The sequence below is a fragment of the Paremcibacter congregatus genome, from assembly GCF_006385135.1.
Classification (GTDB): Bacteria; Pseudomonadota; Alphaproteobacteria; order Sphingomonadales; family Emcibacteraceae; genus Paremcibacter; species Paremcibacter congregatus.
In genome coordinates, this window is sequence record NZ_CP041025.1 from 444264 (window position 1) to 466661 (window position 22398).

The 22398-nt window shown below is 40.9% G+C and carries 19 protein-coding genes and 2 pseudogenes; 15 read left to right on the plus strand and 6 right to left on the minus strand.

Translation table 11 applies throughout. The features are described 5' to 3' along the window. Window positions 1-103 precede the first annotated feature (103 nt). Complete coding sequence (locus FIV45_RS02135; RefSeq protein ID WP_099472428.1) at window positions 104-712, plus strand: PEP-CTERM sorting domain-containing protein; 609 nt, start codon at window positions 104-106, stop codon at window positions 710-712. Window positions 713-841: 129 nt separating this feature from the next. On the opposite strand, the gene FIV45_RS02140 is transcribed toward FIV45_RS02135, so the two are convergent. Continuing rightward, complete coding sequence (locus FIV45_RS02140) at window positions 842-1954, minus strand: c-type cytochrome (RefSeq protein WP_099472783.1); 1113 nt, start codon at window positions 1952-1954, stop codon at window positions 842-844. A gap of 262 nt (window positions 1955-2216) precedes the next feature. On the opposite strand from FIV45_RS02140, the gene FIV45_RS02145 reads away from it, so the two are divergent. Then, window positions 2217-3695 (plus strand): capsule assembly Wzi family protein, encoded by a 1479-nt coding sequence (locus FIV45_RS02145; RefSeq protein WP_099472427.1) that lies wholly within the window; start codon window positions 2217-2219, stop codon window positions 3693-3695. A 140-nt stretch (window positions 3696-3835) separates the two neighbouring features. On the opposite strand, the pseudogene FIV45_RS18655 reads toward FIV45_RS02145, so the two are convergent. Beyond that, a pseudogene (locus FIV45_RS18655) lies at window positions 3836-4219 on the minus strand (transposase); the annotation flags it as partial. A 129-nt stretch (window positions 4220-4348) separates the two neighbouring features. On the opposite strand from FIV45_RS18655, the gene FIV45_RS02155 reads away from it, so the two are divergent. From FIV45_RS02155 to FIV45_RS02190, 8 genes are all read left to right on the plus strand, one after another. Next, on the plus strand, window positions 4349-4570 hold the full coding sequence (locus tag FIV45_RS02155) for a hypothetical protein (RefSeq protein WP_099472425.1): 222 nt from the start codon (window positions 4349-4351) through the stop codon (window positions 4568-4570). A gap of 210 nt (window positions 4571-4780) precedes the next feature. Beyond that, window positions 4781-5902 (plus strand): DegT/DnrJ/EryC1/StrS family aminotransferase, encoded by a 1122-nt coding sequence (locus FIV45_RS02160; protein ID WP_099472424.1) that lies wholly within the window; start codon window positions 4781-4783, stop codon window positions 5900-5902. A gap of 4 nt (window positions 5903-5906) precedes the next feature. Then, window positions 5907-6449, plus strand: a complete 543-nt coding sequence (locus tag FIV45_RS02165) for an acyltransferase (RefSeq protein ID WP_099472423.1) — start codon at window positions 5907-5909, stop codon at window positions 6447-6449. A gap of 52 nt (window positions 6450-6501) precedes the next feature. Continuing rightward, on the plus strand, window positions 6502-7452 hold the full coding sequence (locus FIV45_RS02170; RefSeq protein ID WP_099472422.1) for a Gfo/Idh/MocA family protein: 951 nt from the start codon (window positions 6502-6504) through the stop codon (window positions 7450-7452). Beyond that, entirely contained in the window at window positions 7449-8417 is a 969-nt protein-coding gene (locus FIV45_RS02175; RefSeq protein WP_099472421.1) for an NAD-dependent epimerase/dehydratase family protein, read from the plus strand. The genes FIV45_RS02170 and FIV45_RS02175 overlap by 4 nt, the downstream gene beginning before the upstream one ends. Window positions 8418-8433: 16 nt before the next feature. After that, entirely contained in the window at window positions 8434-9540 is a 1107-nt protein-coding gene (locus tag FIV45_RS02180) for a DegT/DnrJ/EryC1/StrS family aminotransferase (RefSeq protein ID WP_099472420.1), read from the plus strand. 50 nt (window positions 9541-9590) lie between these two features. Next, window positions 9591-10211: an imidazole glycerol phosphate synthase subunit HisH gene (gene hisH, locus FIV45_RS02185; protein ID WP_099472419.1), complete on the plus strand. Its 621-nt coding sequence runs from the start codon at window positions 9591-9593 to the stop codon at window positions 10209-10211. Then, on the plus strand, window positions 10212-10991 hold the full coding sequence (locus FIV45_RS02190) for an AglZ/HisF2 family acetamidino modification protein (protein ID WP_099472418.1): 780 nt from the start codon (window positions 10212-10214) through the stop codon (window positions 10989-10991). Window positions 10992-10997: 6 nt separating this feature from the next. Here FIV45_RS02190 and FIV45_RS02195 read toward each other — a convergent pair whose 3' ends face one another. Beyond that, entirely contained in the window at window positions 10998-11567 is a 570-nt protein-coding gene (locus FIV45_RS02195) for an acyltransferase (protein ID WP_099472417.1), read from the minus strand. A gap of 261 nt (window positions 11568-11828) precedes the next feature. On the opposite strand from FIV45_RS02195, the gene FIV45_RS02200 reads away from it, so the two are divergent. The 3 genes from FIV45_RS02200 to FIV45_RS02210 all read left to right on the plus strand — a co-directional run bounded on the left by FIV45_RS02200 (window position 11829) and on the right by FIV45_RS02210 (window position 15097). Continuing rightward, entirely contained in the window at window positions 11829-12974 is a 1146-nt protein-coding gene (locus tag FIV45_RS02200) for an N-acetyl sugar amidotransferase (protein WP_099472416.1), read from the plus strand. A 10-nt stretch (window positions 12975-12984) separates the two neighbouring features. Continuing rightward, the gene (locus FIV45_RS02205; protein ID WP_099472415.1) at window positions 12985-13902 is read left to right on the plus strand and encodes a GumC domain-containing protein; all 918 of its coding nucleotides are present in this window, start codon (window positions 12985-12987) and stop codon (window positions 13900-13902) included. Between the two features lie 64 nt (window positions 13903-13966). Continuing rightward, a complete protein-coding gene (locus FIV45_RS02210; RefSeq protein WP_133118565.1) occupies window positions 13967-15097 on the plus strand; it encodes a hypothetical protein in 1131 nt (376 codons plus the stop codon). Between the two features lie 60 nt (window positions 15098-15157). Here the strand turns inward: FIV45_RS02210 and FIV45_RS02215 are convergent. The 3 genes and pseudogenes from FIV45_RS02215 to FIV45_RS02225 form a co-directional block, all read right to left on the minus strand. After that, window positions 15158-15870: pseudogene (locus FIV45_RS02215) on the minus strand (transposase). Window positions 15871-16105: 235 nt separating this feature from the next. Further along, window positions 16106-17374 carry a lipopolysaccharide biosynthesis protein gene (locus FIV45_RS02220; RefSeq protein ID WP_099472413.1) on the minus strand — a complete coding sequence of 423 codons (1269 nt, stop codon included), beginning with the start codon at window positions 17372-17374 and terminating at the stop codon, window positions 16106-16108. Next, entirely contained in the window at window positions 17361-18410 is a 1050-nt protein-coding gene (locus tag FIV45_RS02225; RefSeq protein WP_099472412.1) for a glycosyltransferase family protein, read from the minus strand. The genes FIV45_RS02220 and FIV45_RS02225 overlap by 14 nt, the downstream gene beginning before the upstream one ends. A 269-nt stretch (window positions 18411-18679) precedes the next feature. Between FIV45_RS02225 and FIV45_RS02230 the strand changes: the two genes are divergently transcribed. Next, window positions 18680-19990 (plus strand): phenylacetate--CoA ligase family protein, encoded by a 1311-nt coding sequence (locus tag FIV45_RS02230; RefSeq protein WP_099472411.1) that lies wholly within the window; start codon window positions 18680-18682, stop codon window positions 19988-19990. A 267-nt stretch (window positions 19991-20257) separates the two neighbouring features. Continuing rightward, entirely contained in the window at window positions 20258-22393 is a 2136-nt protein-coding gene (locus tag FIV45_RS02235; protein WP_099472410.1) for a bi-domain-containing oxidoreductase, read from the plus strand. The last annotated feature ends 5 nt before the right edge of the window (window positions 22394-22398 follow it).

Genomic DNA, 22398 nt, shown 5'->3' on the forward strand with positions numbered 1-22398 from the left:
TGAATTAAAACAATTCTATCAAGCCTTCTTGAGGTTTTTTAAACATATAATGGAGCTTGCATCTGTTCTGCAAGAGAAACAACAAAAATAAGTGGAGATACTAATGACCGTGTCAAATTTAGTTAAATCAGTAACCTTATTAAGTGCCGTAGGGCTGTTCTCGTCGCTTTCCGCTCAGGCGACAACCATAGACTTCGACAGTGCTGCGACAGCTAACTGTACGGCAATTGGTCCAGATTCAGTTTCCGGGTTTACCCTGACGAATGGCGATTTTAATAACACCACTTCCTGTGCGGTCATTGCACCAACGGCGCATAGTGGCAATCAGTATATGCTGAACTATAACGATCGAATTGCAAGTTTCACCAGAGACAGTGGAACTTTTGATCTGGATAATTTGTGGATCCATGCTGATGCTCGGTCTGGCTCCACTACGGTAAGATTTCAGGGGCTTGATGCTTTGGGGGGAAATATTCTGAATACAATGGATATCGTGATCGATGCCGTTTGGCAGCAGATCAATTTCTCTGGATGGAATAACATTAAGACCTTTACATGGGATTCGATCTCGCCGGCTTCCAGTAATATTGCGATTGACGATTTTACTTTTGATGTTGCGCGTCGGGTTCCTGAGCCTGCGACACTCGGTCTTCTCGGTCTTGGTCTGGTGGGGCTGGGGCTTGCCGGCCGCAGACGCAGAGCGGCCGTTTAACCGTTACTTATTCGGTTCGGTCAGTTTAGATTGATTGTATTTCCGGGTCATATTCAACAATGTTGAATATGACCCGGTCTGATTCTGATCCATTATTTTATTTTGTTGGTGGCTGAGATGAAATACGCCTTAATGACGGGCGCTTTCCTCGGTTTTGCCGACGCCCTCAATCTCGCCGCGCATCACGGGGTAGCCGAGGTTCATCCAGCCGAAAATGCCTTCATAGAGCACCGCCGTACGGTTAAATCCGCGCTCGCGCAGTTGGCCAACCACATGATCGGCGGCGGCCCGGGGGCAGGAGCAATAGGCGACAATCTGCACGTCTTTCGGCAGGTCGCCGACAACTTCATCCAGATCAGTATAATAGGGCAGTGGCACAGAGCCCTTGATATGGGCCCGTTGCCAGACGGAGGTGACGCGGGTATCGAGCAGCACCATTTTCTGTCCCGCGGTGAGCGCGGCGAGCAGGTCGGCAGAGGAGACATACATGTCATCGGCGAGCGTAAAGTCGGGGTCTTTGCCGTCCGGGTTGATAATATAGTGATCCGGGGTGGGCAGGGCGCGCAAGATCGGCGTGCTGTCGTCCCAACCGCTGGCCCGGCTGCGCAGGAAGGCGGTGACATTGTCGATATCTTGCGGCGACAGTCTGTCCTTGAAGCCGACCATCGGGGTGTCCTGACGACCTTCCTGAATGGCGTAGCGGATGAATTCGTCGGTGTTATGGGCCAGCGCCGAGGCGTTGCCCAGCGCCGGAGCGGTGACGCCTTCACCGGCTGCCCCGTGGCAGCTGGCGCAATTTTCCTGATAAACGGCGGCGCCGCGGGTGACATCCCCGGGCACCGGATTGGTGCTGAATTTCAGACGGTCGACCCCGGCCTGTTCAAACAGCCAGTAGGTCAGGTCCCAGGTTTCATCCAGCGTCATCGGGCCGCCGACTTCATCAAGGTAACCACCCATGGCGGTGCCCTGACGTCCGTAAGACATCGGCCGGAGGATGGCGTGGGGCACGCCGGATTCAAACAGACTGCGGCTGCGTAAGGAAGGGGCGTGGTCATTGACGTGGCCCTGACGGTCGGCGCCGTGACAGAGCGAACAATAGCGCTGATAATTGGTGGCGGCGACCTTGGCCTGTTCGGCGGTCAGGCTGCGCGGCGGGTCAATTTTCTCCCGCTCTGCGGCGGGGGCCGGGGTGGTGGTCAGCAGACTGAGGCTGCCGATCAGGGTGATCAGGATATGTTTCATGAGAATTCCCACATTCGAGGCGTTTTTTGTGCCGTTTTTAATGATATCTTCCGTGGGCGAGAGTGTAGCACAGGCGTGGCGAAAAACCAGAAAGATGCGACGAACGGAGTTAGGGGCGGGATAAGGGAGCCGCCGGTGAGGTGCCTGAATCGGGACAAAAAAACGATTAATCTTGGATAAATATTGCAACTGTTATAGAACCTCCTTTAGAGAGACGATCAGGTCGCGTGCAGAGGCCGGTAATAAAAAGGTAGAGGAATGTATGTTGGTTAAAAAATATGGGGGCGTTTTGGCGGGGGCGATTTTTTCCTTGAGTATGTTATCGACAGCGGTCCAGGCGTCGCCCTGGGCGGCGGTGGGCGACATGCAGTTGCGCAATGATGTGGAGGTTCTGGCCCGTCACGGGGTGATTGCCGGTCCGGTCAATACCTGGCCGATTTCCTGGAAACAGATTACCCGCGGTCTGTCGCGCACCGGTGAGATGGATTTGCCGGCTTATGTGCGCCTGGCGGCGATGCGGGTGAAGGAAAAAATTCCCGGCGAATTTCGCGCCGCGGCCCATCTGCAACTGACCAACAATCCGGCGATCGTGCGCGGTTTCGCCAAGACCGCCCGCAATGACCTCGATGCCTCGGCGACCCTCGAGTATAACAATGACGACAGCGGCACGACCGTGCATCTGGAAGGCGGATACCGCAAAGGCGACGGCGAGGATTACGCCCATCTGGACGGCAGTTACCTGTCCCAGGACTGGGGCAACTGGTCGGTTTATGCCGGCGCCTTTGACCGTTGGTGGGGCCCGGGTCGCGAGAGTACGCTGATTCTAAGCAACAACGCCCGCCCGATGCCGTCCGTGGGGTTGCGCCGGATTGAACCGAAGGCGTTCGAGAGCAAATGGCTCAGCTGGATCGGTCCATGGCAATGGGATATGTTTGTGGCCAAGATGGAAGAAGACCGTCATATCCCGAACGCCTTGGTGGCGGGCATGCGGCTGAGTTTCGAGCCGGTAGAAAATTTCGAAGTGGGCTTGTCGCGCACGATGCAATTGTGTGGCGATGGGCGGCCTTGCGGGTTTAATACCTGGACGAGAGCATTGATTTCCGTCGGGGATCTGGATAATACCGGGACCGCCAATGAGCCGGGGAACCAACTGGCGAGCATTGACTTGGCCTATAGTATGGCTGTTGGGGAGAGAACCTCACTTAAGCTTTATGCGGAAGGTACGGCCGAGGATCAGAATGTTGTCCTGCCATTTCAGTTTTCTCGGTTGATTGGAATCTCAGCATTTGGTGCCTATGGAGAGAGTGGTGCTTCCTGGAGAATGACAGCTGAAATTACAGATACAGCGGATACGTTGGTGTGGTTGTTTGGAACACGCAGGTTTAACGTTATGTATGAGCATTCTATATACGGAACCGGGTATCGATATCAAGGTCGTGCCGTAGGGCATAGCCTAGATAATGACAGCAAACTAATTAGTATTGTGTGGGAATATAAAGGCTTTAATGGTTGGGGATATACTGCCAAATACCACCGCGCTAGAATAAATGTTGATGGAACAGGAAACAACACAGTGTCTGTATCTAATGAAAACATAGACGTTTTTGAAGTCTCGCTTCAAAGTGATCTGAGGATTGGAAATCTTACGGGTGATCTGAGGCATTCTAGTGATGGTGTAGCGATATTGGGAAAGAATGGTTCATTCACGAGTGTCGGTATAAAATGGATGTTACAATACTAAATAAGTTCTTTAAAAACACGGAATTAAATTAATCATGACACATAATGATCTACCTATAATAAAGTATATTAGTTGAGATTTGATCTGACACACATCAAAATTGAAAGAGGTAACTTACATGTTAAATTGAGCCTATCCTATTCACTGATCATGAAGACATGACACGCCGATCGAATGCTCAGCCGCCCCGCGCCAACAGTCCCCTTGGCCTTTTTTCGATGCAGAGACGGCCTTACCACTTTTTTGCCATGGCTTCCTTGATCACGTCATTCTGGAGTTGGACATCAGCATACATCTTCTTCAGACGGGTGTTCTCGGCTTCCAGTTCTTTCAGACGGGTTATAAGCGACGCGTCCATGCCGCCACCCGAAGGGCAGCACGGATCAGCAAAATTTAGCGCGCTATTCGTAGAAGGCCGCGCTGCTTATGCCATGTTCACGACAAAGCTCCACAACACGCGTACTGGCCTCGGTCTGCTTGAAAATACTGATATTCTGACTGTCCGAATAGCGTGACTTTTTCATGTAAAATCACCTGCGTTATAATTACGAGAAAATTCTATCTCTGAATACCTTTATTTAACGTGGGTATTACCAGGGAAATTCCATATTCGATGGCATCAGCGTTCTCACATCAGCGCGGGGATCTGGGGCATGGACGCGCTCTTCGAAGCCTCCCTGGCGAGCAATAATCCCGCCTCAATGACCACTGACGGCCTTGTGATTTCTGCTGGACTTGGCGCAACCATCAATATTACTGATCCAGACTGGGGCGTTTATGCACAAGCCTGGAACGTCATCGGCGACGGCATCGCTCTCGGCACAGCTAATGCCGCATGGGGACCGTCCATACCATTACCTCTGTTCAAATATTAATCGCAAGAACATTAATTCTTAAAAATTATGTTGTAGGTTCTGCGACTGCTGTGCTACCCATGAATTTATTTTAATAAGTTAGTCTACAACTGGTAATATTATTGTGTTTTTGATGGAGAACGCTCTCATTTTGATTACAACTTTAATTCAATTAAAAAATATTAAGTTAATTGTATAATTTTTAGCTATTGGAGAATTAGGAGATAAAAAGTGCATTTTATTGATTTATTAGCACAACGTAGATATCTAGGCCACAGAATAGACACTGCAGTGATGTCGGCCATTAATAGCGGAAAATATATTATGGGGCCCGAGATAGAAGAGCTCGAGGTACAGCTTGCAGAATTCTGCGGTGTTAAGCATGTGATCTCCTGTTCAAGTGGTACAGATGCATTACTACTACCATTAATGGCTTGGGATATCGGACCAGGGGATGCCGTTTTTGTTCCTGCCTTTACGTTTGTTGCGACAGCAGAGGTCGTCGCCTTAAGTGGTGCAACACCCATTTTTTGTGATGTTAACCCTAAAACATATAACATTGATATTGCAAGTGTCGAAAAGGGTATCGGAAAATCTATTGAGCTAGGCCTAAGGCCCAAAGCCATCATACCCGTAGATTTATTCGGCTTACCATCTGATTTCGATGCAATTCTTGCCTTAGCAGAAGAAAAGTCTCTTTTAGTTCTCGATGATGCTTGTCAGGGCTTTGGTGGTGTATACAAAGGGAAAACTATTGGATCAATTGGGGATGCGGCAGCAACAAGTTTTTTTCCAGCTAAACCACTCGGTTGCTATGGAGATGGCGGTGCGACATTCACTAATGATAGCGAACTGTATGAAAAAATGCTTTCCATCCGCGTCCACGGGCAAGGAGAAAATCGCTACCATAATGTAAGGTTAGGGCTGAACGCTCGAATGGATACTATTCAGGCCGCGATATTGTTAGAGAAGTTAGCAATTTTTCCGGAAGAGTTAAAGTCGCGTGATAGGGTCGCTCAAAAATATAATTCCGCTTTTAAAGGATTAGCCATTACACCTGTTGTACCCAAGGGATATTCCTCTGCTTGGGCTCAATACACGTTGTGCATTTCCAGTGGCGAGCGCGAACAAATTATTAAATCTTTAGCAGAACTAAATATTCCCACAGCGATCTATTACCCCATCCCATTGCATCAGCAACCAGGATATGTGCATTATCCGCAAGCAACTGAGACTTTGCCCGTTTCTGAAGATCTCTCAGAAAGAGTATTTAGCCTTCCAATGCATCCCTATTTAGAAGATAGTGATCAACAACAAATTATTGATGCTGTTGTTTCAATTTTAAAGGGCTAAGCTTATGTTGAACGGAACAATCTATATTCACACTACTGCTGAGGTGAGTGAAGATGCCAACCTTTCAGATGGCGTAAAGGTTTGGAATTGGTCTAAAGTACGAGAAGGCGCCCAGCTAGGTACAGACAGCATTGTCGGGCAATGCTGTTATATTGATTTTGATATTACTATTGGTGATCATTGCAAGATCCAAAATGGTGTTTCCTTGTACCATGGCTTAACAGTAGGAAATGATGTTTTTATAGGCCCTAATGCAACTTTCACCAATGATTTAGTTCCGCGCGCTCACAATACTGACTGGAAGGTCACTTCTACCATTGTATCAGATGGGGCAAGTATTGGGGCTAATGCCACCATAGTGTGCGGAGTGACTTTGGGTAAAAACTGTATGGTAGCGGCAGGTGCGATTGTTACAAAGGATGTACCTGACAATGCTCTGGTTATGGGTAGCCCAGCCAAAATAATTGATTATGTAAACAAGAGTGGGGAAAGGCTCCATTGTGATGTTACATCGCCTTGCCCCCATCAAGATATCCTCGAAAAGTAAGAGAAGAAGATGAAAAGTAAGAGAAGAAGATGAAAAGTAAGAGAAGAAGATAATGTCATTAGAACAAACAATTAAAGTAACTTTGCTTGGCCTTGGCAATATGGGGCGCAATCATTTGCGCATATTATCAATGTTGAAAAACATTGAGATTCATTACATCTTCGATGTAAACGAAGAAACCCTTAATAATCTTTCCGCACAGTATGGCGTAAATTCTACAACTGATATCGACGTTGCACTGTCTGGTGCAGATGCAGCTGTCATTTGTTCCCCAACCAGCTTGCATTATGACCATTTTATATTGGCTTCAAAATACGTAAAGTCTGTTTTTGTTGAAAAGCCGTTGGCTGACAGCTTGGAGAAAGCCAGGAAAATAAAAGATGTCGCAGAAAAGGAAAAAATTTTTGTTCAAACTGGTTTTATCGAACGCTTTAATCCAGCTGTTATGGAGCTAAAGAATATAATTTCAAAAGACAAAGCGATCAACGTTGACTTGACCCGTACAAATAAATTGAGCAGCCGCATCACAGATGTAGATGTCATCCTAGACTTGATGATTCACGATATTGATCTGGCATTATATTTAAATGGCCCTATCTCGGATGTGAAGGCCTATGGACTAAAAGACAATGATTTAGTTGCCTTTGCAAGTGCTTTTTTTATACATGAAAATGGCGCATTTTCTCGTGTAATCGCCAGTAGGATAACAGATAAAAAGATAAGAAGCATACAAGTGACATGCGAGAACTCTTTTGTAAATAGTGATTTACTTAGAAAAGAAATCTCGGTCAGCATGCAGTCTCAAATGAAAAGAGATTCCAATGATGCTTATATTATTTCTTCTATAGAACACCAAGTCGAACTCCGGCCTCAAGAGGCCTTATTGGTTGAATTGCAATCTTTTATCCTGGGATGCGCTGGAAAAACAGTTTCTGTTCCAGGTGTAGATGCAGGACTTGATGCCTTAGTTGTCTGTGATAATATTCAGAGGCAAATTAAATGATAAGAGAAACGGTTCATGGTAAGACTGTACTCGTTACAGGTGGCGCCGGTTTTATAGGAAGCCACCTTTGTGACGCCATCCTGAAAGAATGTGCCAAAGAGCTTATCATTGTAGACAATCTCTTTTTAGGCTCCAAAGAAAATATTGAACAAGCCGTTGCAAAGGGCGCAACCTTTTATAATGAGGATATAGAATTTGAAACGTCAATGGCTTATATCTTTGAACGCCATAATGTTGATATCGTTTTCAATTGTGCCACAAAAGCTTTGAATTATTCATTTGTGAACCCTGCTAATGCCTTTGATACGAATGTGAAGGGTATTCTTAATTTACTTGAACTACAGCGGAAGGGAAAGTTTAAGTCTCTTTGCCACTTCTCTACATCAGAAGTCTATGGCACCGCAATTTATGAACCAATGGATGAAAAGCATCCAAAAGCACCCACCACAACCTATGCTGCTGGTAAGGCAGCAGCAGATTTAGCCCTTGAAAGTTATGTCAATATGTTTGAATTGGACGCTTTCATTGTTCGGCCATTCAATAATTATGGTCCACGGCAGAATTTTAAAGGATTTATGGCGGGCATTATCCCCATCACAGCACAGCGTATTTTAACAGGTAAAGCTCCGCCCGAAATTCATGGTGGCGGAAGCCAGAGCCGAGATTTTATCTACATTACAGATACAGTGAATGCTGTAATGCAGCTCTTTCCCATTATGCCGACAGGGGAAAGCATTAACATTTCTACAGATAATTGTTTTACGATGTCAGAAGTGGTGCACAAGATTTGCGCCTATTATAAATATGCGGGCGAAATCATCGAGAAGCCTGCACGTGGTGCAGATGTATTGTGTCATCTCGCAAGCAATGAAAAAGTAAAAACAATGATATCCTATGAACTCACATCATTTGAAGAAGGGTTAGCAAATACTCTTACTTGGTATAAAGAGAATATCCCTCATTAAAAAACCGGAGTATAAAATGGATAAAGTAAAATTAATTGAGCCCTATATTTCTTTTGACCAAGTAGAAGACGGACTAAAAGATATTTTTGAATCCGGCCAATTTACACGCGGAAGAAATGTGTTGAAGTTTTCCGAAGATTTGAAGGCATATACCTCAGCAAAACATGCCTTTTTAGTGACCTCCGCAACGACAGCCCTAACTATGTGCCTGAAAGCCCTTGGAATAGTGGAAGGCGACGATGTTTTGGTATCTGATTTTTCTTTTCCGGCTACTGCAAATGTCGTTGAGGATATGGGAGCGCGCCCCATTTTTGTTGACGTGCAGCGTGATTCTTTTAATATGTGCCCCGAAGATTTAAAAACTAAAATCACGGATAATATAAAGGCTCTTATCTTTGTAGATGCATTAGGTAGCCCTTCTGGCATTGAAGCTGTCATGGATATTTGTCGACAGCATAATATACCTGTTATTGAAGACGCCGCTTGCGCTATAGGCAGCAGCAGCAACGGCATTAAAACTGGTGCGATAGCTGATATGACATGCTTTAGTTTTCATCCGCGAAAATTACTGTGCACGGGTGAAGGTGGCGCTATTTTGACAAATTTAGATAAATATGCCGATTTCCTAGAAAGTAAACTTATGCATGGTGCCAAAGGTACAAGAGGACTCGGTATGGACTTTTTAACATATGGTTATAACTACCGTATGAGTGAAATTCAGGCCCTGCTGGGCCACACACAACTTGCTGAGCTAGATAACATTGTTCGAGACCGACAGAAAATGTATGAGGCCTATTGCGAGCAACTCATCCCCCTAGGTTTCAAAGCTCAGAAGATCAATGCATTTTGTGAGCATAATATTCAGTCAGCAGTATTTACTTTACCGGAAGCTTTCGAACAAGTGCAATTTGCTAAATATCTCGGTGAAAATGGTATCGAGGCAACATTGGGGACATATTGCTTGAGTGGTACAACATATTACAAAAATAAATATGATGATGTTCAGCCCAATGCTTGGTGGCTTGAGAGCAATACAATTACATTACCTTGTCATAATAATGTTGATGTTGGGATTGTATGTGATGTTATTATTTCTTACTTAGCTATATTAAAAACAGTGTAAATTTTATAGCGTTTCAATAATTTTATCATTTCATTTGGAATATTTCGTTTATGATAGCTATAGTAGATTATGGAATTGGCAATTTAGGCTCAATTGCAAATATGCTCAAAAAAGTAGGGGCCAAATGCTATTTTGCCAGATCGATAATAGACATCAAAAAAGCTGAAAAAATCATTCTACCGGGTGTAGGTCATTTTAGTAGTGGTATGAAAGCACTACAACAAAGTAAGCTAATTCCTGTAATCGAAGATAGGATATTTAATGATAACATACCTATTTTAGGTATTTGTTTAGGCATGCAACTCATGTCGGATTCAAGCGAAGAAAGCAATGAAAAGGGCCTGGGCTGGATTCCAGGAAAAGTAAAACGATTTTCAAATCTATATGAAGATATTTCTATTCGTGTCCCACATATGGGCTGGAACAGAGTTGAGGCTCAAAAAGACAGCCCTCTGATCAATGACTTTGAAGAGAAATCAAAGTTTTATTTCGTACATTCTTACTACTATGAATGTAAAAATCAAAAAGATGTATTATTGACTACACAATATGGGGTGGAATTTGCGTCTGCTATTCAAAAAGGGAATATAATGGGAGCTCAATTCCATCCAGAAAAGAGTCATAAATACGGAATGAAGCTAATGAAAAATTTTTCAGGTTTGGGTAATTAAATGCTCCAGACGCGTGTTATGCCTTGTCTCCTTCTAGATGAAGGTAGGTTAGTAAAAACAACTCAATTCAAAAAGCCGCGCTATGTTGGCGATCCGATAAATGCCGTAAGAATATATAACGAAAAAGAAGTTGATGAAATTATAATTTTAGACATAACTGCATCAGAGAAAAATAAATCAATTAATTTTGAATTATTAGAACAAATTACGAGTGAATGTTTTATCCCCGTAACATATGGTGGTGGCGTTAAGTCAGTTGATGATTTTAAAAAATTATATAAGATTGGAATTGAAAAAGTTTCAATCAATTCTGCAGCTATAAAAGACGCTAGCCTAATTCCAAAAGCGGTAAATATATTTGGTTCACAGAGCGTAATGGTTACCATGGATATAAAAAGGAGACTTATATCCAAAAAATATTCCGTTTATAAATCTAGAGGTAAAAAAGCTTTAAAAATATCCCCTATTGAGTATGCTAAAAAGGTGCAAGATCTTGGAGCCGGTGAGTTGATGATAAACTTCATCGAATCTGAGGGAACATGGTCAGGGTTTGATATCGACATTCTTTCTCAAATAACGCAGGCAATAAATATTCCTGTTATTGCTGTGGGGGGAGCTGGTAACAATCAACACATTCAAGAGGCCGTCATAAAGGGCGGTGCTTCAGCTATTGCAATTGGAAGCATTGCAGTGTTCCAAGGAAAGGATTTGGGTGTCCTAATACGTTTTCCAAAACAAAAAGAATTAGAATATCTTTTCCATGTCAAGGACAATGAGTGATTTACCTCAACGATCCTTGTTAAGAACTAATTTCTCAAGTTCCATAATCCGTTTTTCTAGTTTAGTGATTGTATTTTTTTGTTTATAAAAATCTCTGTACGGCGTGTAAGTACTGTTATCGGGCAAATCGTTATAGACAACGCTCAAGGGCCCTATAATGCATGAGTCACCTATTGTAACTCCAGGCATAATAACACTATGTCCAGCAATAAAACAATTATTCCCAATCTTTGTAGCGCGGCGTTTTATCCTATGGTTATCTTCTCTCGAATTATCTCCATCTATATTCATCAGATGGCTATCATGTGTCCAAACGAATACGGAAAGTCCTATTGAAGTACTACTTCCAACTTCCAACCCCCCCGAGGCATCTAAAATAGCATTTTCTCCTATCCAACAATTGGTACCTATAGATAGCTTTTCTTGTGATATTATTTTTGCTCCCTCCCTTATTCGGCACCCCTCAGGCAACCCCAACACATTCGCTCTTTCTGAATCCGCCATTGTTGCAGTTGAATGATAAAGTAAAATTTGTTGTCTCAGTAATGGGTCTATTTCATCACTAAAAGGGTGCATATAATATTTTCCTTAGTCAATTTAGATTGTTTAGAAGATATATATTAGACGGCATTATCTACGATTTATATAATCAGCCCTCGACAACCCATCTTGTCCTTTTTATTCTTCACTTGCTCTGGTATTTGAATTATAAAGATTCAATGATGCAAATTCAAGTTTTTAAGGTATTATGAACTAGAAATTTTCTTTCTAATTCATACTATTACAACGCTAAATGCCCGATAACCAATTTCCAAGAATATAAGGAACTGAGTAATAATGACTAAGCAGATTTGTACACGGTGTATTTATGATAATACTCTCCCTAATATTTCTTTTAATGAAAAAGGTGTGTGCAATTATTGTCATGAAATTGATGAATTAGCAGCCATATACCCCAATGGTGAAGAAGGCAGCATTGAACTCAAAAAAGTCATATCTAATATAAAAAAGGCCGGCAAAGGTAAGAAGTATGATGCTATTATTGGCGTTAGCGGTGGCTGCGATTCCTCTTACTTACTTCATTACCTAACAACCGAGCATAATTTGCGACTTCTTGCTGTTCATTTCGATAATACATACAATTCTACAATTGCCACTGAAAATATCAATGCCCTGCTAAGCAAATTAAATATCGACTTATTTACCATTGTCGTTGACAACAATGAATACGATGACCTTCTATTAGCTCACTTGAAAGCCGGCGTTAAAGAAATTGACAACCCAACCGACGTTGGCCTTGCTGCTACGATGAATATTGCTGCAGCGAAATATGGCATTAAATATAAGATCGACGGACATTGCTTCAGAACAGAGGGCTCCGCGCCTACCGGATGGGTATATATTGACGGTAAATATGTTGCCAGTGTTCATGCCCAATTCGGTACAGGAAAATTAAAAACATTTCCCAATTTATGGTTATCAAAACAACTTAAATGGATGCTATTTAATCAAATCAAATCAATTCGGCCCTTATATTATCTGAATTACAACAAAGAAGAAGCAAAACAAATGCTGACCGAAACCTATGGTTGGCAATGGTATGGTGGACACCACTTGGAGAACAGGACAGCAAGTTTTGTACATAGCTATTTCTTCCCAAAACGCTGGGGTATTGATTTTCGCATTGCCGGCTACTCGGCCTATTGTCGGGATGGACGCATGACCCGGCAAGAAGCTTTAGAGCTTATGAAACAAGACCCACATATAGAAGACGGATTGTTGGACTATATGAAAACGAGGCTTAAATTAACGGATGAAGGTTTAGAAGCTCTTATGCGGCTTCCTAAAAAGGATTATACAGACTTCAAAACCTACAAGCGGACATTCGAAATTTTGAGGCCATTTTTCTATTTGATGGCAAAAATGGATCTTATTCCTATGAGTTTCTATTTAAAATATACGATTAAGCAAGATAAAGAATAATGAGATTTTCATGAATCAAACCTCTCAGGTAAATACTCAAGAACCCACAAATGAGCTTAATTTAGCTGATATATGGATAATCTGCACTCGATATAAATTGATTATACTAATGGTCACTATTTTAGGGCTGTCCATTGGGGGTATAAGTGCCACCTTTTTGCCAACATATTATGTGTCCGATATGCTCATAAAGCCACGAAGTGAAGATCGTTCAGGAATTCCTTCATCAGGATTAGCTAGCTTAGGTGCATTAACCGGGGGACTCATTAACTCTGGCGGCGGGGAAAATGATGCATTACTAATGCATATCACATCACGTACTTTTATTCTTTCTTTTATAGAAAAGAACAACTTATCCGCTCAAATTTATGCTACTAAAGGTTGGGACCCTAAAACTTCGGAGCTCATTTTTGATACAGATATTTATGATCCCATTCACAAAAAATGGATAGACCATTCAGCTAAACCAAAGCCAATCATTGTATATAAAAAATTTATGAAAGACTTTTTTTCTATTCAGCCTGACATAAAAAATAATACCCTTATTTTACAGATCCAATATTACGATCCCTCTCTGGCATATAAATGGCTTCAAGATTTATCTAAAGAGATTAACAATTATCTGAAAACACGCTCACAAATAACCACAAACAAACGATTGAGTTATTTGTATAAAACTCTTGACGCTACAAGTAATAATACGATGAAAAATCTTATTGGAGACCTGATCAAAGAACAGATGCGTAGCCTCATGATGACGAGTTTTAATGAAGGATTTGCTTTTGAGGTTATTGACCCTCCTATGCTAGCAAATAGACCGGCCAGCTCAAAAATACCTTTATTTATATTTTTGGGCGGAATTTTAGGCTTTATTACTGCCATATTTGGAGTGCTTTTTTTAAGCATGACTAGAAAAAAAATATCATGACACGGGTGAGTTAAAAATATAAATGAAATATTATTCATGGAAAAAATTCAAAGCTTATACGTTCATGATAATTCTTATCAGTCCCGTCTTCATTGGTTACAGTCTGGGTGAAGGGATAGTATTTGATAGCACGCCTTTTAACCGATACATGACGCCTTCTTTGCCTATCGGCATTTTTACCGTTTTTATTTTATTTTTATTCCATTTAAGACAAATAAAACTACCTATATCTCATTTTATGGCCCTACTCGTATTATTAGGTTATTTATTGTTATCCATATCGACACCGCTGATAATGAGAAGTATACCATTGTTCCTAGGTATGGTGGTTCCAATTTGTAATTATTATCTAGTCAAACACAAAATAGAAAATTCACAGCCTGATTTCAATTACTATAGAATATTCAAACATGTATGCTGGGCCTTAATATGGATGAAATTTCTAACTGACATCCTATTTTTTAAAACAATTGTGACAGAATTTTTGATATCTGATGCAATTGCCATTTATAATTTTTATGATTATTTCCCTTTTTTTTATTGCCTGTCGCTTTTCATTATTGTTAATGATGCCATAAATGATGAGAAAATTTCTATTTTCAAAGTACTGACGGCTTTAATTTGTTTTGCCGCAACGTTTAATGCATATTCCCGCGTATTTCAGGCAATAATAATTATTGGCCCATGCCTAATAGTGTATTTCAAAATTGTCCCATTTAATATAAAAACCCTATCATATACCTTGATCTCCTTACTAGCTGTGCTCACTGTAGTTATAGGTATTTACTTTTATGATAATTTCAGCTCAGATGCCTCTCTAACTCTCCGTTTTGGACATTGGCATGAGTTTTTTCTGGCTACATCTTTACAAAATATATTTCTCCCACTTCTAAACCCATATAGGCAGCTTCTCAATTTTGGAACAACTCATAATGAGTTGCTGGAAATTTATAGCTTATTCGGCTTAGGTTTCTTTTTCTTCGTTAAGGTTTTTACTGACTTTTTTGAAAAAGGTGCAGAAAATACCCATGCATTGAGAACGACGATATTGGCCTCCTTATTATTGGGTGCATTTATCCAACTTAATATTACTAATCCACACTTAGGAATATTATGGTCCACATTAGTAGCGCTCACAAGTAATATAAAAACAGCTGCACAAACATCCTCGGTATCTAGGGTCAGGATCTATTAATTTAGGGGTTCCGGTAATGGTAATACCCCCCTTTTTAGGGGGCTTCAGAAGTAGAACCAGTTAAGCGGCTATGGATTGCATAGCCAATTTTTGCATTGGCGTTATACCGCCGAGAGCCATATTGGGCCGTTCATTGTTATATGTCCAGAGCCATTTTGTCGTGGCGTCCTGCACCTCCTCAATTGTTTTAAAGATAAATTGGTTGAGCCAATGATATCTGACGGTGCGGTTATAGCGCTCCACATAAGCGTTTTGCTGCGGGTTCCCGGGCTGAATGAATCGAAGGCCGGTGCCCTGGTCCTCAGCCCATATGCCGAGCAAATGGCTAATATATTCTGGACACTACCAACTCAGTAACCAGTCCGCAATCAACATATTCTCATCATTTAGCTTGGGCTGATAGCGATAGCATGTCTAACTGATCATGAAGACATGGCACGCCGCCCTGATACTCAGCCGCCCCGCGCCAACAGCCCCCTTGGCCATCTTACGACGTTGGGACGGCCTTACCACTTTTTTGCCATGGCTTCCTTGATGACATCATTCTGGAGTTGGACATTAGCATACATCTTCTTCAGACGGGTGTTTTCCGCCTCCAATTCCTTCATCCGGGTCATGAGCGACGCGTCCATGCCGCCGTATTTGGCGCGCCATTTGTAAAAGGATGCACTGCTCATGCCGTGTTCACGGCAAAGTTCCGGTACCGGCGTACCGGCCTCGGCTTGCTTCAAAATACTGATAATCTGACTGTCTGAATAGCGTGACTTCTTCAAGTAAAATCTCCTGCGTTATTGTCGCGAGAAAATTCTACCTCTGAATCCATCACCTTTATTTAACAGGAGTATTACCGGATGGCGATCAATATAGGTTTCTAGAACTTTAAAAGGCACCTCATTTAGTTCAAAAATTATTGTTTTTTGCATTTACCGCTCCTTACAAAGTCTAAAACCACAAAACTTCATTTTAGTTCTTTAAATATCTGTAGATTTTAAAATAAATAGACATACCTTAGCTGCGCCTTGTAGCTCGCCAAAAAACCGCCCAACAGCCTAAAAGTGTAAGTGTAGCAGCAATCATTTGAGCAATAATAATTCCATAAATATCCCAAATAGGGAAAAATAAGTATCCCAAAATAATTCCCGTCGGTGTTGTAATAAGAGCTAAGTAGAACCCTTCTTTAAAACGCCCCAACCCAACCAAGGAAGCCCCCACAACAGCAAAACATGACCAAATTAAAAAGCGACCAGATATTCCTAATACAAAATCAGGTAACTCTGCATATTCCTCGCCAAGGTAATACCTCGTTAGCAGAATAGCCCCCCCATAAAGACCTGTTGCAATAAATATGGAAAATATAAAACTCAGCAATTGATAGTAACATGTTTTTACCCACACCCACTCTTTATTGTCCTGACGTTCACTAATATAAGGCGACACAATAGATTGTACAGTATTAACCACTACCATTCCCGCTTGTAAAAAGAGGATTGAATATGAATATACGCCTAATCGGTCATCCGGCACCTTCAGAAAATCAAGTAAATATAAGTCCGCATATTGTCCGATTGTTGTAACCACTACACCAAAAAATGTGAAATAGGCATAATGATTTATTTGATCCTTTCTGTTGGTTTCTCCGACACCTTCAAATATTGCAAGTGGGATAAATAGAGCAAAAGGAAAAATGCCCACAAAATAAGAAATAATAGTCGAAAGTACAAAACCAATAAATCCAAAAAAATATGTAGCTAGTATAATTAAAAATAAAAAAGTAAGTCGTACAATTACTTGCGCTTTTGCAACATCTTTAATTCTTTTCTGCGACTGCAGGTAAGCAGTTAAACAATATACAATTGCCGCAAAAGGGATAACAACCCCATAAATCGGCATCCATTGACCAAGAACTTCATTCACGCCCCGTATATAGAAAAAATTAACTACTAAGAGGCTGACATAGGAAATAATTGAAAAGAAAAATGTACGGTATAGACAATATTTAAAGACTTCCGCCTTCTCTTCTCGTGTAATATTTTCAGCACATACCTTCAATAACGCAACATTATAGCCAAAGGTACCAATTAAGATAAAAAGTACGCTATAAGATTGTAATAAGCGCGCATTTCCAATTTCACTTGGGCTCAGAACAGATGGCAAGAAAAGTATTACCCCAAAACCTAAGAATTGGACTGCAAAGTTAGAGGATAATAGGTGAAAAAAACCTTTATCGGACACAGAGCGTGTAATATTTTTCATTCGGGCAACGTTAGGAGATTTCATTATATATGCCTATCAAGTCGTCACAAACGACCAATAGGTCATGGTACTTCTCAACATATGATCTACTCGCCAAACCTATCTCATGCCGCATTGAATGTGACATAATTAGCCCCCTCATAACGTCATAAATAGTTTCAGGGTTAGCATTCACGATCGGAAGCTCCTTCGGAAACTTATCGACTAAATCTTCTCGTATATAAGTAATGGTTGGTTTACCACTCGCCATTGTCTCAACAGCTGTCACCCCATGTGATCCACATTTCAGCTCATCAATATAGACATCACAATGTTGGATTTCATTATAAACTTCCTGCTGAGTCAACTGTCGTTTCAATCTAAACTCAAAATGGAATCCATCCTCTTTTAATTGCTTCACAGCTGCAACGATTTCCTCAGTTCCCTTCACCTTTGGTTCTGTCGGAATATGAAGAAAAATAGGGTAATCATTTTCTTTAGCAGGCACATTGCAAGTTATTTCTGTAAGGTCTACAGGCTGTCGAAAGGGAAATATTTTTTCGAAATATGGCATTGCATAATCAGTCATTTCTGGATCTGTAGCGGCGTATTTAATATTTTTAGACCATGAAAAATATCTAGCCGAAATAATAAAGTCTTTTACTATATTGGGTTCCTTATAAAAAAACCTATTTTTGTTATTCGCAATTTTTAGAGGCCTAGCATCTCCACCACCAAAGGACAACAGCATAGGAATCTCCGCACGTGTAAACTTTCTGCCCTCATATAACCAATGCAATTCTCGGTAGAAAATATTAGAACTATGATAATGAATGAGACTACACTCAGTCGTTGCTTTTTCAATAAAATCGACAATTGTTTTGAATTTATGAAATTTTCCCGAGTTCACGTCACACAAAGCTTCGTCATATGGTAATTTTCGATTAAGATCATGAACATCTCTATCATGTAAAATGATATTCTTACTTGCTACCCCTTTTTTCCGCAGCCCTTTCGCTATCTTGTATGGCCACCCAGCTAAACTACCATATTGCAATATGTATTTTTCTTGTTTATTCATTTTGACCTTAATTTTATAATTCAAACCTTAACTATACCGAATATACTGTTATCAATTCTAAATCATAACTAAAAATTTTCATATTGCATGCTTTCACTCTCATGTATATTAATTTTTTTATTATAACCTGAATAGCCCCCGGGTTATTGTCACCGATAGAATTTGAACGACAACAAAAATGGAAGCTCAAGGGTGTCTAACAAACCGGGGGCTATTCAACCAATACAAATAAAAACAATGATTAAGTGTATATTTGAAAGCCATAAAAAATGAAAGTTAAGGTATTTATTAAGAATACAGTATCTCAGATGCCATACAGCATCGGGAAAGTTTTTACTCACATCCCCTTTTCATGGCGACTAGGTAACAGCTATACCTCAACACAAAATAGCATCCATAAATTCAATGCCCTGTCAGATGACGAACGGGCTTCTTATCTAGTCACTAAGCTAAATAGGATTATTAAACATGCCACTAGTTCATTTGATTTTTATACAAAACTTTATGATAAGCATAACCTTTTGGGGACTTCCCTAAAGTATCTTGATGATTTCAAACAATTCCCAATTATCACTAAAGAATTACTTAGGACACATATTGATCAATTCAATGGCGCATTAACAATGAACACTGGGGGGACTACCGGAGAGCCTTTTAGTTTCTTTCTAGACAAGCAAGCATTCTCCAGGGAGTGGGCGCATATGCACTACATCTGGAAAAATAAAAATTATGTAAAGACCGATATTAAAATTACGTTACGCGGAAAAAATCTTGGAAATAAAAATATTATATACAACCCAGTTCACAACGAGTTTATAATTAATACCTATAAGAGCATTAAATCCTTTAAAGGTGAGATATTACATCTAATTCAAAAGCATAAAATAAAATTTGTGCATGGTTACCCCTCTGCAATTTATGAGTTTTTTAAGGAACTAGATACAATCACTAGCTATGAAGAAAAGGTCATTATAAAGAACAACCTTCAATGCTGTTTTCTTGGCTCAGAATTCCCCGTACAATATATGGTGAATTATCTAAAGACAACATGGAATCTTGATTATATATCTTGGTATGGGCATAGTGAAATGGCAATTTTAGCCGTTGATAAAGAAAAGAGTAATATATATTCTCCTTTTATGACATATGGTTATGCAGAAATAGATTGCGGCAAGTTAATCGGAACTTCATACAATAATTTTGACATGCCAATGATACGTTATGATACTGGAGATAAGGCTGAGGGGACTTCTGACAAAAATGGTATTCTAAAGAATTTTTCCATAACGGAGGGTCGTGAAGGAGACTATATTATTGACAAAGGGGGCAAAAAAATTCCTCTCACAGCACTCGTTTTTGGGCGACATCATAGAATATTTGATAAGGCTGACTTTATTCAAGTCGGCCAGGAAGAAAATGGTTTCGTCATTTTTTATGTTACCTTCAAGAGTCCACATGATATAGATGAAGATAATTTGGGACATTACTTCGATCTAAGTAATGTAGATATAAACTTTAAATTCAAAATTATTAATAGTCCAATTCGGTCCACAATGGGGAAAATAAGATTAAAAATATAATTATCTGCTGTATTTCAAAGCCATCTAGATAAATGTACCCCCCCTATTTCTAACGCTACAATATTTTGAACAATCAATAAATCAGCCCGAAGGCGACAAAAAAGCTTCGTAATAAGGAATATTCTATCCTACATTCATTCGTTCAAATACCTTTGTAAATCCACTTTTACGATTGAGAGTTTAATAGTATTTCCCGAATTATAATGTTACTACCTATTCATTTACAATCATCTGAGTTAATACTAAAAAGTTAAAAGACATAAATTTATGAAACAAGTTCTCCAAGATCTCGCCAAGGGTACCTCAATCATCGCCGATGTCCCTCGCCCTCGTTGTAAAAAAGGACATGTTCTTATTCAAACAGCTCAGTCCCTCATCTCAGCGGGTACTGAACGCATGCTTGTTGATTTTGGACGCTCTAGTTATATTGAAAAAGCCCGCCAACAGCCTGAAAAAGTAAAGATGGTTTTAGATAAAGTAAAGGCTGATGGTTTGCTTCCCACAATTGATGCCGTCAAGTCAAAATTAAACCAACCTCTGCCTATGGGTTATTCGAATGTGGGTACGGTGATAGAAATAGGAACTGGTGTTTCAAATTTCAAAATTGGTGACCGAGTTCTCTCAAATGGGCACCATGCAGAAGTGGTCTGTGTGCCTAAAAACCTTTGCGCAAAAATTCCCGATACAGTATCGGATGAAGAGGCAGTATTCACTGTTGTTGGTGCTATTGGTCTACAGGGTATTCGCTTAGCTAATCCGACACTTGGTGAATGTTTTATTGTCACAGGACTTGGTCTCATTGGTTTAATGGTTGTGCAAATTCTTCGCGCCAATGGCTGCCGTGTTCTTGGCCTAGATTTTGATCCGGCAAAGCTTGAACTAGCGCGCCAATATGGTGCTGAAACCGTGAACTTGGCGGAAATTCAAGACCCTATTTCCACAGCAGATGCATTTTCACGCGGACGTGGTGTCGATGGTGTGATCATAACAGCATCCACAAAAAGTAATGAACCAATGCATCAAGCAGCCACCATGTGCCGTAAAAAAGGCCGTGTGGTATTGGTTGGCGTTGTTGGCTTAGAACTTCAACGCTCTGATTTTTTTGAAAAAGAAATTTCTTTCCATGTTTCTTGTTCCTATGGCCCCGGTCGATATGATTCTAGTTACGAGGACCACGGTAATGATTATCCTGTTGGATATGTCAGGTGGACAGAACAACGAAACTTTGAAGCAATCCTTGACATGATGGCCATCGGTGCTATCGACACGGACGACTTAAGAACCAAAACATTCGAGATTGAAAATGCGCCCAAGGCCTATGACCTACTGATGGCAGAGAAAGGGGCTCTTGGTGTTCTCTTATCTTATAAGGCTGATATTAAAGCTAGTGCCACACGGACTCTGGCCATTGGTGAAAATACTTCCAATACATCAGAGCAAGTCATTATAGGTGCAATTGGTGCTGGCAATTATGCAGGTCGTATTCTTCTACCTGCCTTTAAGAGAACCGGCGCAAGACTAAAAACAATTGCAACCTCCCAAGGCGTTTCAGGTACACATCATGGCAAAAAATTGGGGTTTGAATTCAACACAACAAATAGTAATGAAATGCTAGCGGATCGTGAAGTTAATACCATTGTTATTGGCACGCAACATAGTACGCATTCTCACTTTGTGGAACAAGCACTAGCTGCAGGTAAGAATGTATTTGTTGAAAAACCACTCGCCCTTACAAACAAACAACTTGATAAGATCGATGAAGCCTATCGAGCGGCTTATGACCGAGGAGAGAATCCTAAGTTAATGGTCGGCTTTAATCGCCGTTACGCTCCACTTATGCAAAAACTCAAAAAGCAAGTTGAGAAATCCACTGACCCCATGAGCATTATGTATACGTGCAATGCTGGAGCAATTCCTGCTGATACATGGGTTCAAGATTCAGAAGCTGGAGGCGGCCGTATTATTGGCGAAGCCTGCCACTTCATCGATATTGTCCGCTTCTTGTGCGGTTGTCCTATAGTTGATATTCAGGCAGCTTCCATGAAAATGCCTGAAGGCGTTACTGATTGCCATGACACAGCATCTATCATGCTCCGTTTTAAAAATGGCTCTCTTGCCACTATTCACTATTTTGCCAATGGTCATCAATCTTTTCCAAAAGAAAGAATTGAAGTATTCCAAAACGGAAACATAATGATTCTTAATAACTTCCGACGCTTAACAGGCTTTGGCAACAAGTCGATTAACTGTAAAACCTTTAAACAAAATAAGGGACAACAGGAATGCTGCAATAACTTCGTAGAAAGTCTAAGAAATGGAGAGAACACACCTATTCCTTATGAAGAAATTATGGAGGTATCACGTGTCGCGATCAAGGCTTGGGACCAATTATTGGTACAATAATGACA

What these genes read in the sequence shown, in the direction of transcription:
- FIV45_RS02200 (WP_099472416.1), top strand. Translation starts at nt 11,829, where the DNA reads ATGACTAAGCAGATTTGTACACGGTGTATTTATGATAATACTCTCCCT.
- FIV45_RS02195 (WP_099472417.1), bottom strand. Translation starts at nt 11,567, where the DNA reads ATGCACCCTTTTAGTGATGAAATAGACCCATTACTGAGACAACAAATT.
- FIV45_RS02210 (WP_133118565.1), top strand. Translation starts at nt 13,967, where the DNA reads ATGATAATTCTTATCAGTCCCGTCTTCATTGGTTACAGTCTGGGTGAA.
- FIV45_RS02220 (WP_099472413.1), bottom strand. Translation starts at nt 17,374, where the DNA reads ATGAAATCTCCTAACGTTGCCCGAATGAAAAATATTACACGCTCTGTG.
- FIV45_RS02140 (WP_099472783.1), bottom strand. Translation starts at nt 1,954, where the DNA reads ATGAAACATATCCTGATCACCCTGATCGGCAGCCTCAGTCTGCTGACC.
- hisH (WP_099472419.1), top strand. Translation starts at nt 9,591, where the DNA reads ATGATAGCTATAGTAGATTATGGAATTGGCAATTTAGGCTCAATTGCA.
- FIV45_RS02135 (WP_099472428.1), top strand. Translation starts at nt 104, where the DNA reads ATGACCGTGTCAAATTTAGTTAAATCAGTAACCTTATTAAGTGCCGTA.
- FIV45_RS02190 (WP_099472418.1), top strand. Translation starts at nt 10,212, where the DNA reads ATGCTCCAGACGCGTGTTATGCCTTGTCTCCTTCTAGATGAAGGTAGG.
- FIV45_RS02155 (WP_099472425.1), top strand. Translation starts at nt 4,349, where the DNA reads ATGGACGCGCTCTTCGAAGCCTCCCTGGCGAGCAATAATCCCGCCTCA.
- FIV45_RS02230 (WP_099472411.1), top strand. Translation starts at nt 18,680, where the DNA reads ATGAAAGTTAAGGTATTTATTAAGAATACAGTATCTCAGATGCCATAC.
- FIV45_RS02205 (WP_099472415.1), top strand. Translation starts at nt 12,985, where the DNA reads ATGAATCAAACCTCTCAGGTAAATACTCAAGAACCCACAAATGAGCTT.
- FIV45_RS02165 (WP_099472423.1), top strand. Translation starts at nt 5,907, where the DNA reads ATGTTGAACGGAACAATCTATATTCACACTACTGCTGAGGTGAGTGAA.
- FIV45_RS02170 (WP_099472422.1), top strand. Translation starts at nt 6,502, where the DNA reads ATGTCATTAGAACAAACAATTAAAGTAACTTTGCTTGGCCTTGGCAAT.
- FIV45_RS02175 (WP_099472421.1), top strand. Translation starts at nt 7,449, where the DNA reads ATGATAAGAGAAACGGTTCATGGTAAGACTGTACTCGTTACAGGTGGC.
- FIV45_RS02145 (WP_099472427.1), top strand. Translation starts at nt 2,217, where the DNA reads ATGTTGGTTAAAAAATATGGGGGCGTTTTGGCGGGGGCGATTTTTTCC.
- FIV45_RS02225 (WP_099472412.1), bottom strand. Translation starts at nt 18,410, where the DNA reads ATGAATAAACAAGAAAAATACATATTGCAATATGGTAGTTTAGCTGGG.
- FIV45_RS02180 (WP_099472420.1), top strand. Translation starts at nt 8,434, where the DNA reads ATGGATAAAGTAAAATTAATTGAGCCCTATATTTCTTTTGACCAAGTA.
- FIV45_RS02235 (WP_099472410.1), top strand. Translation starts at nt 20,258, where the DNA reads ATGAAACAAGTTCTCCAAGATCTCGCCAAGGGTACCTCAATCATCGCC.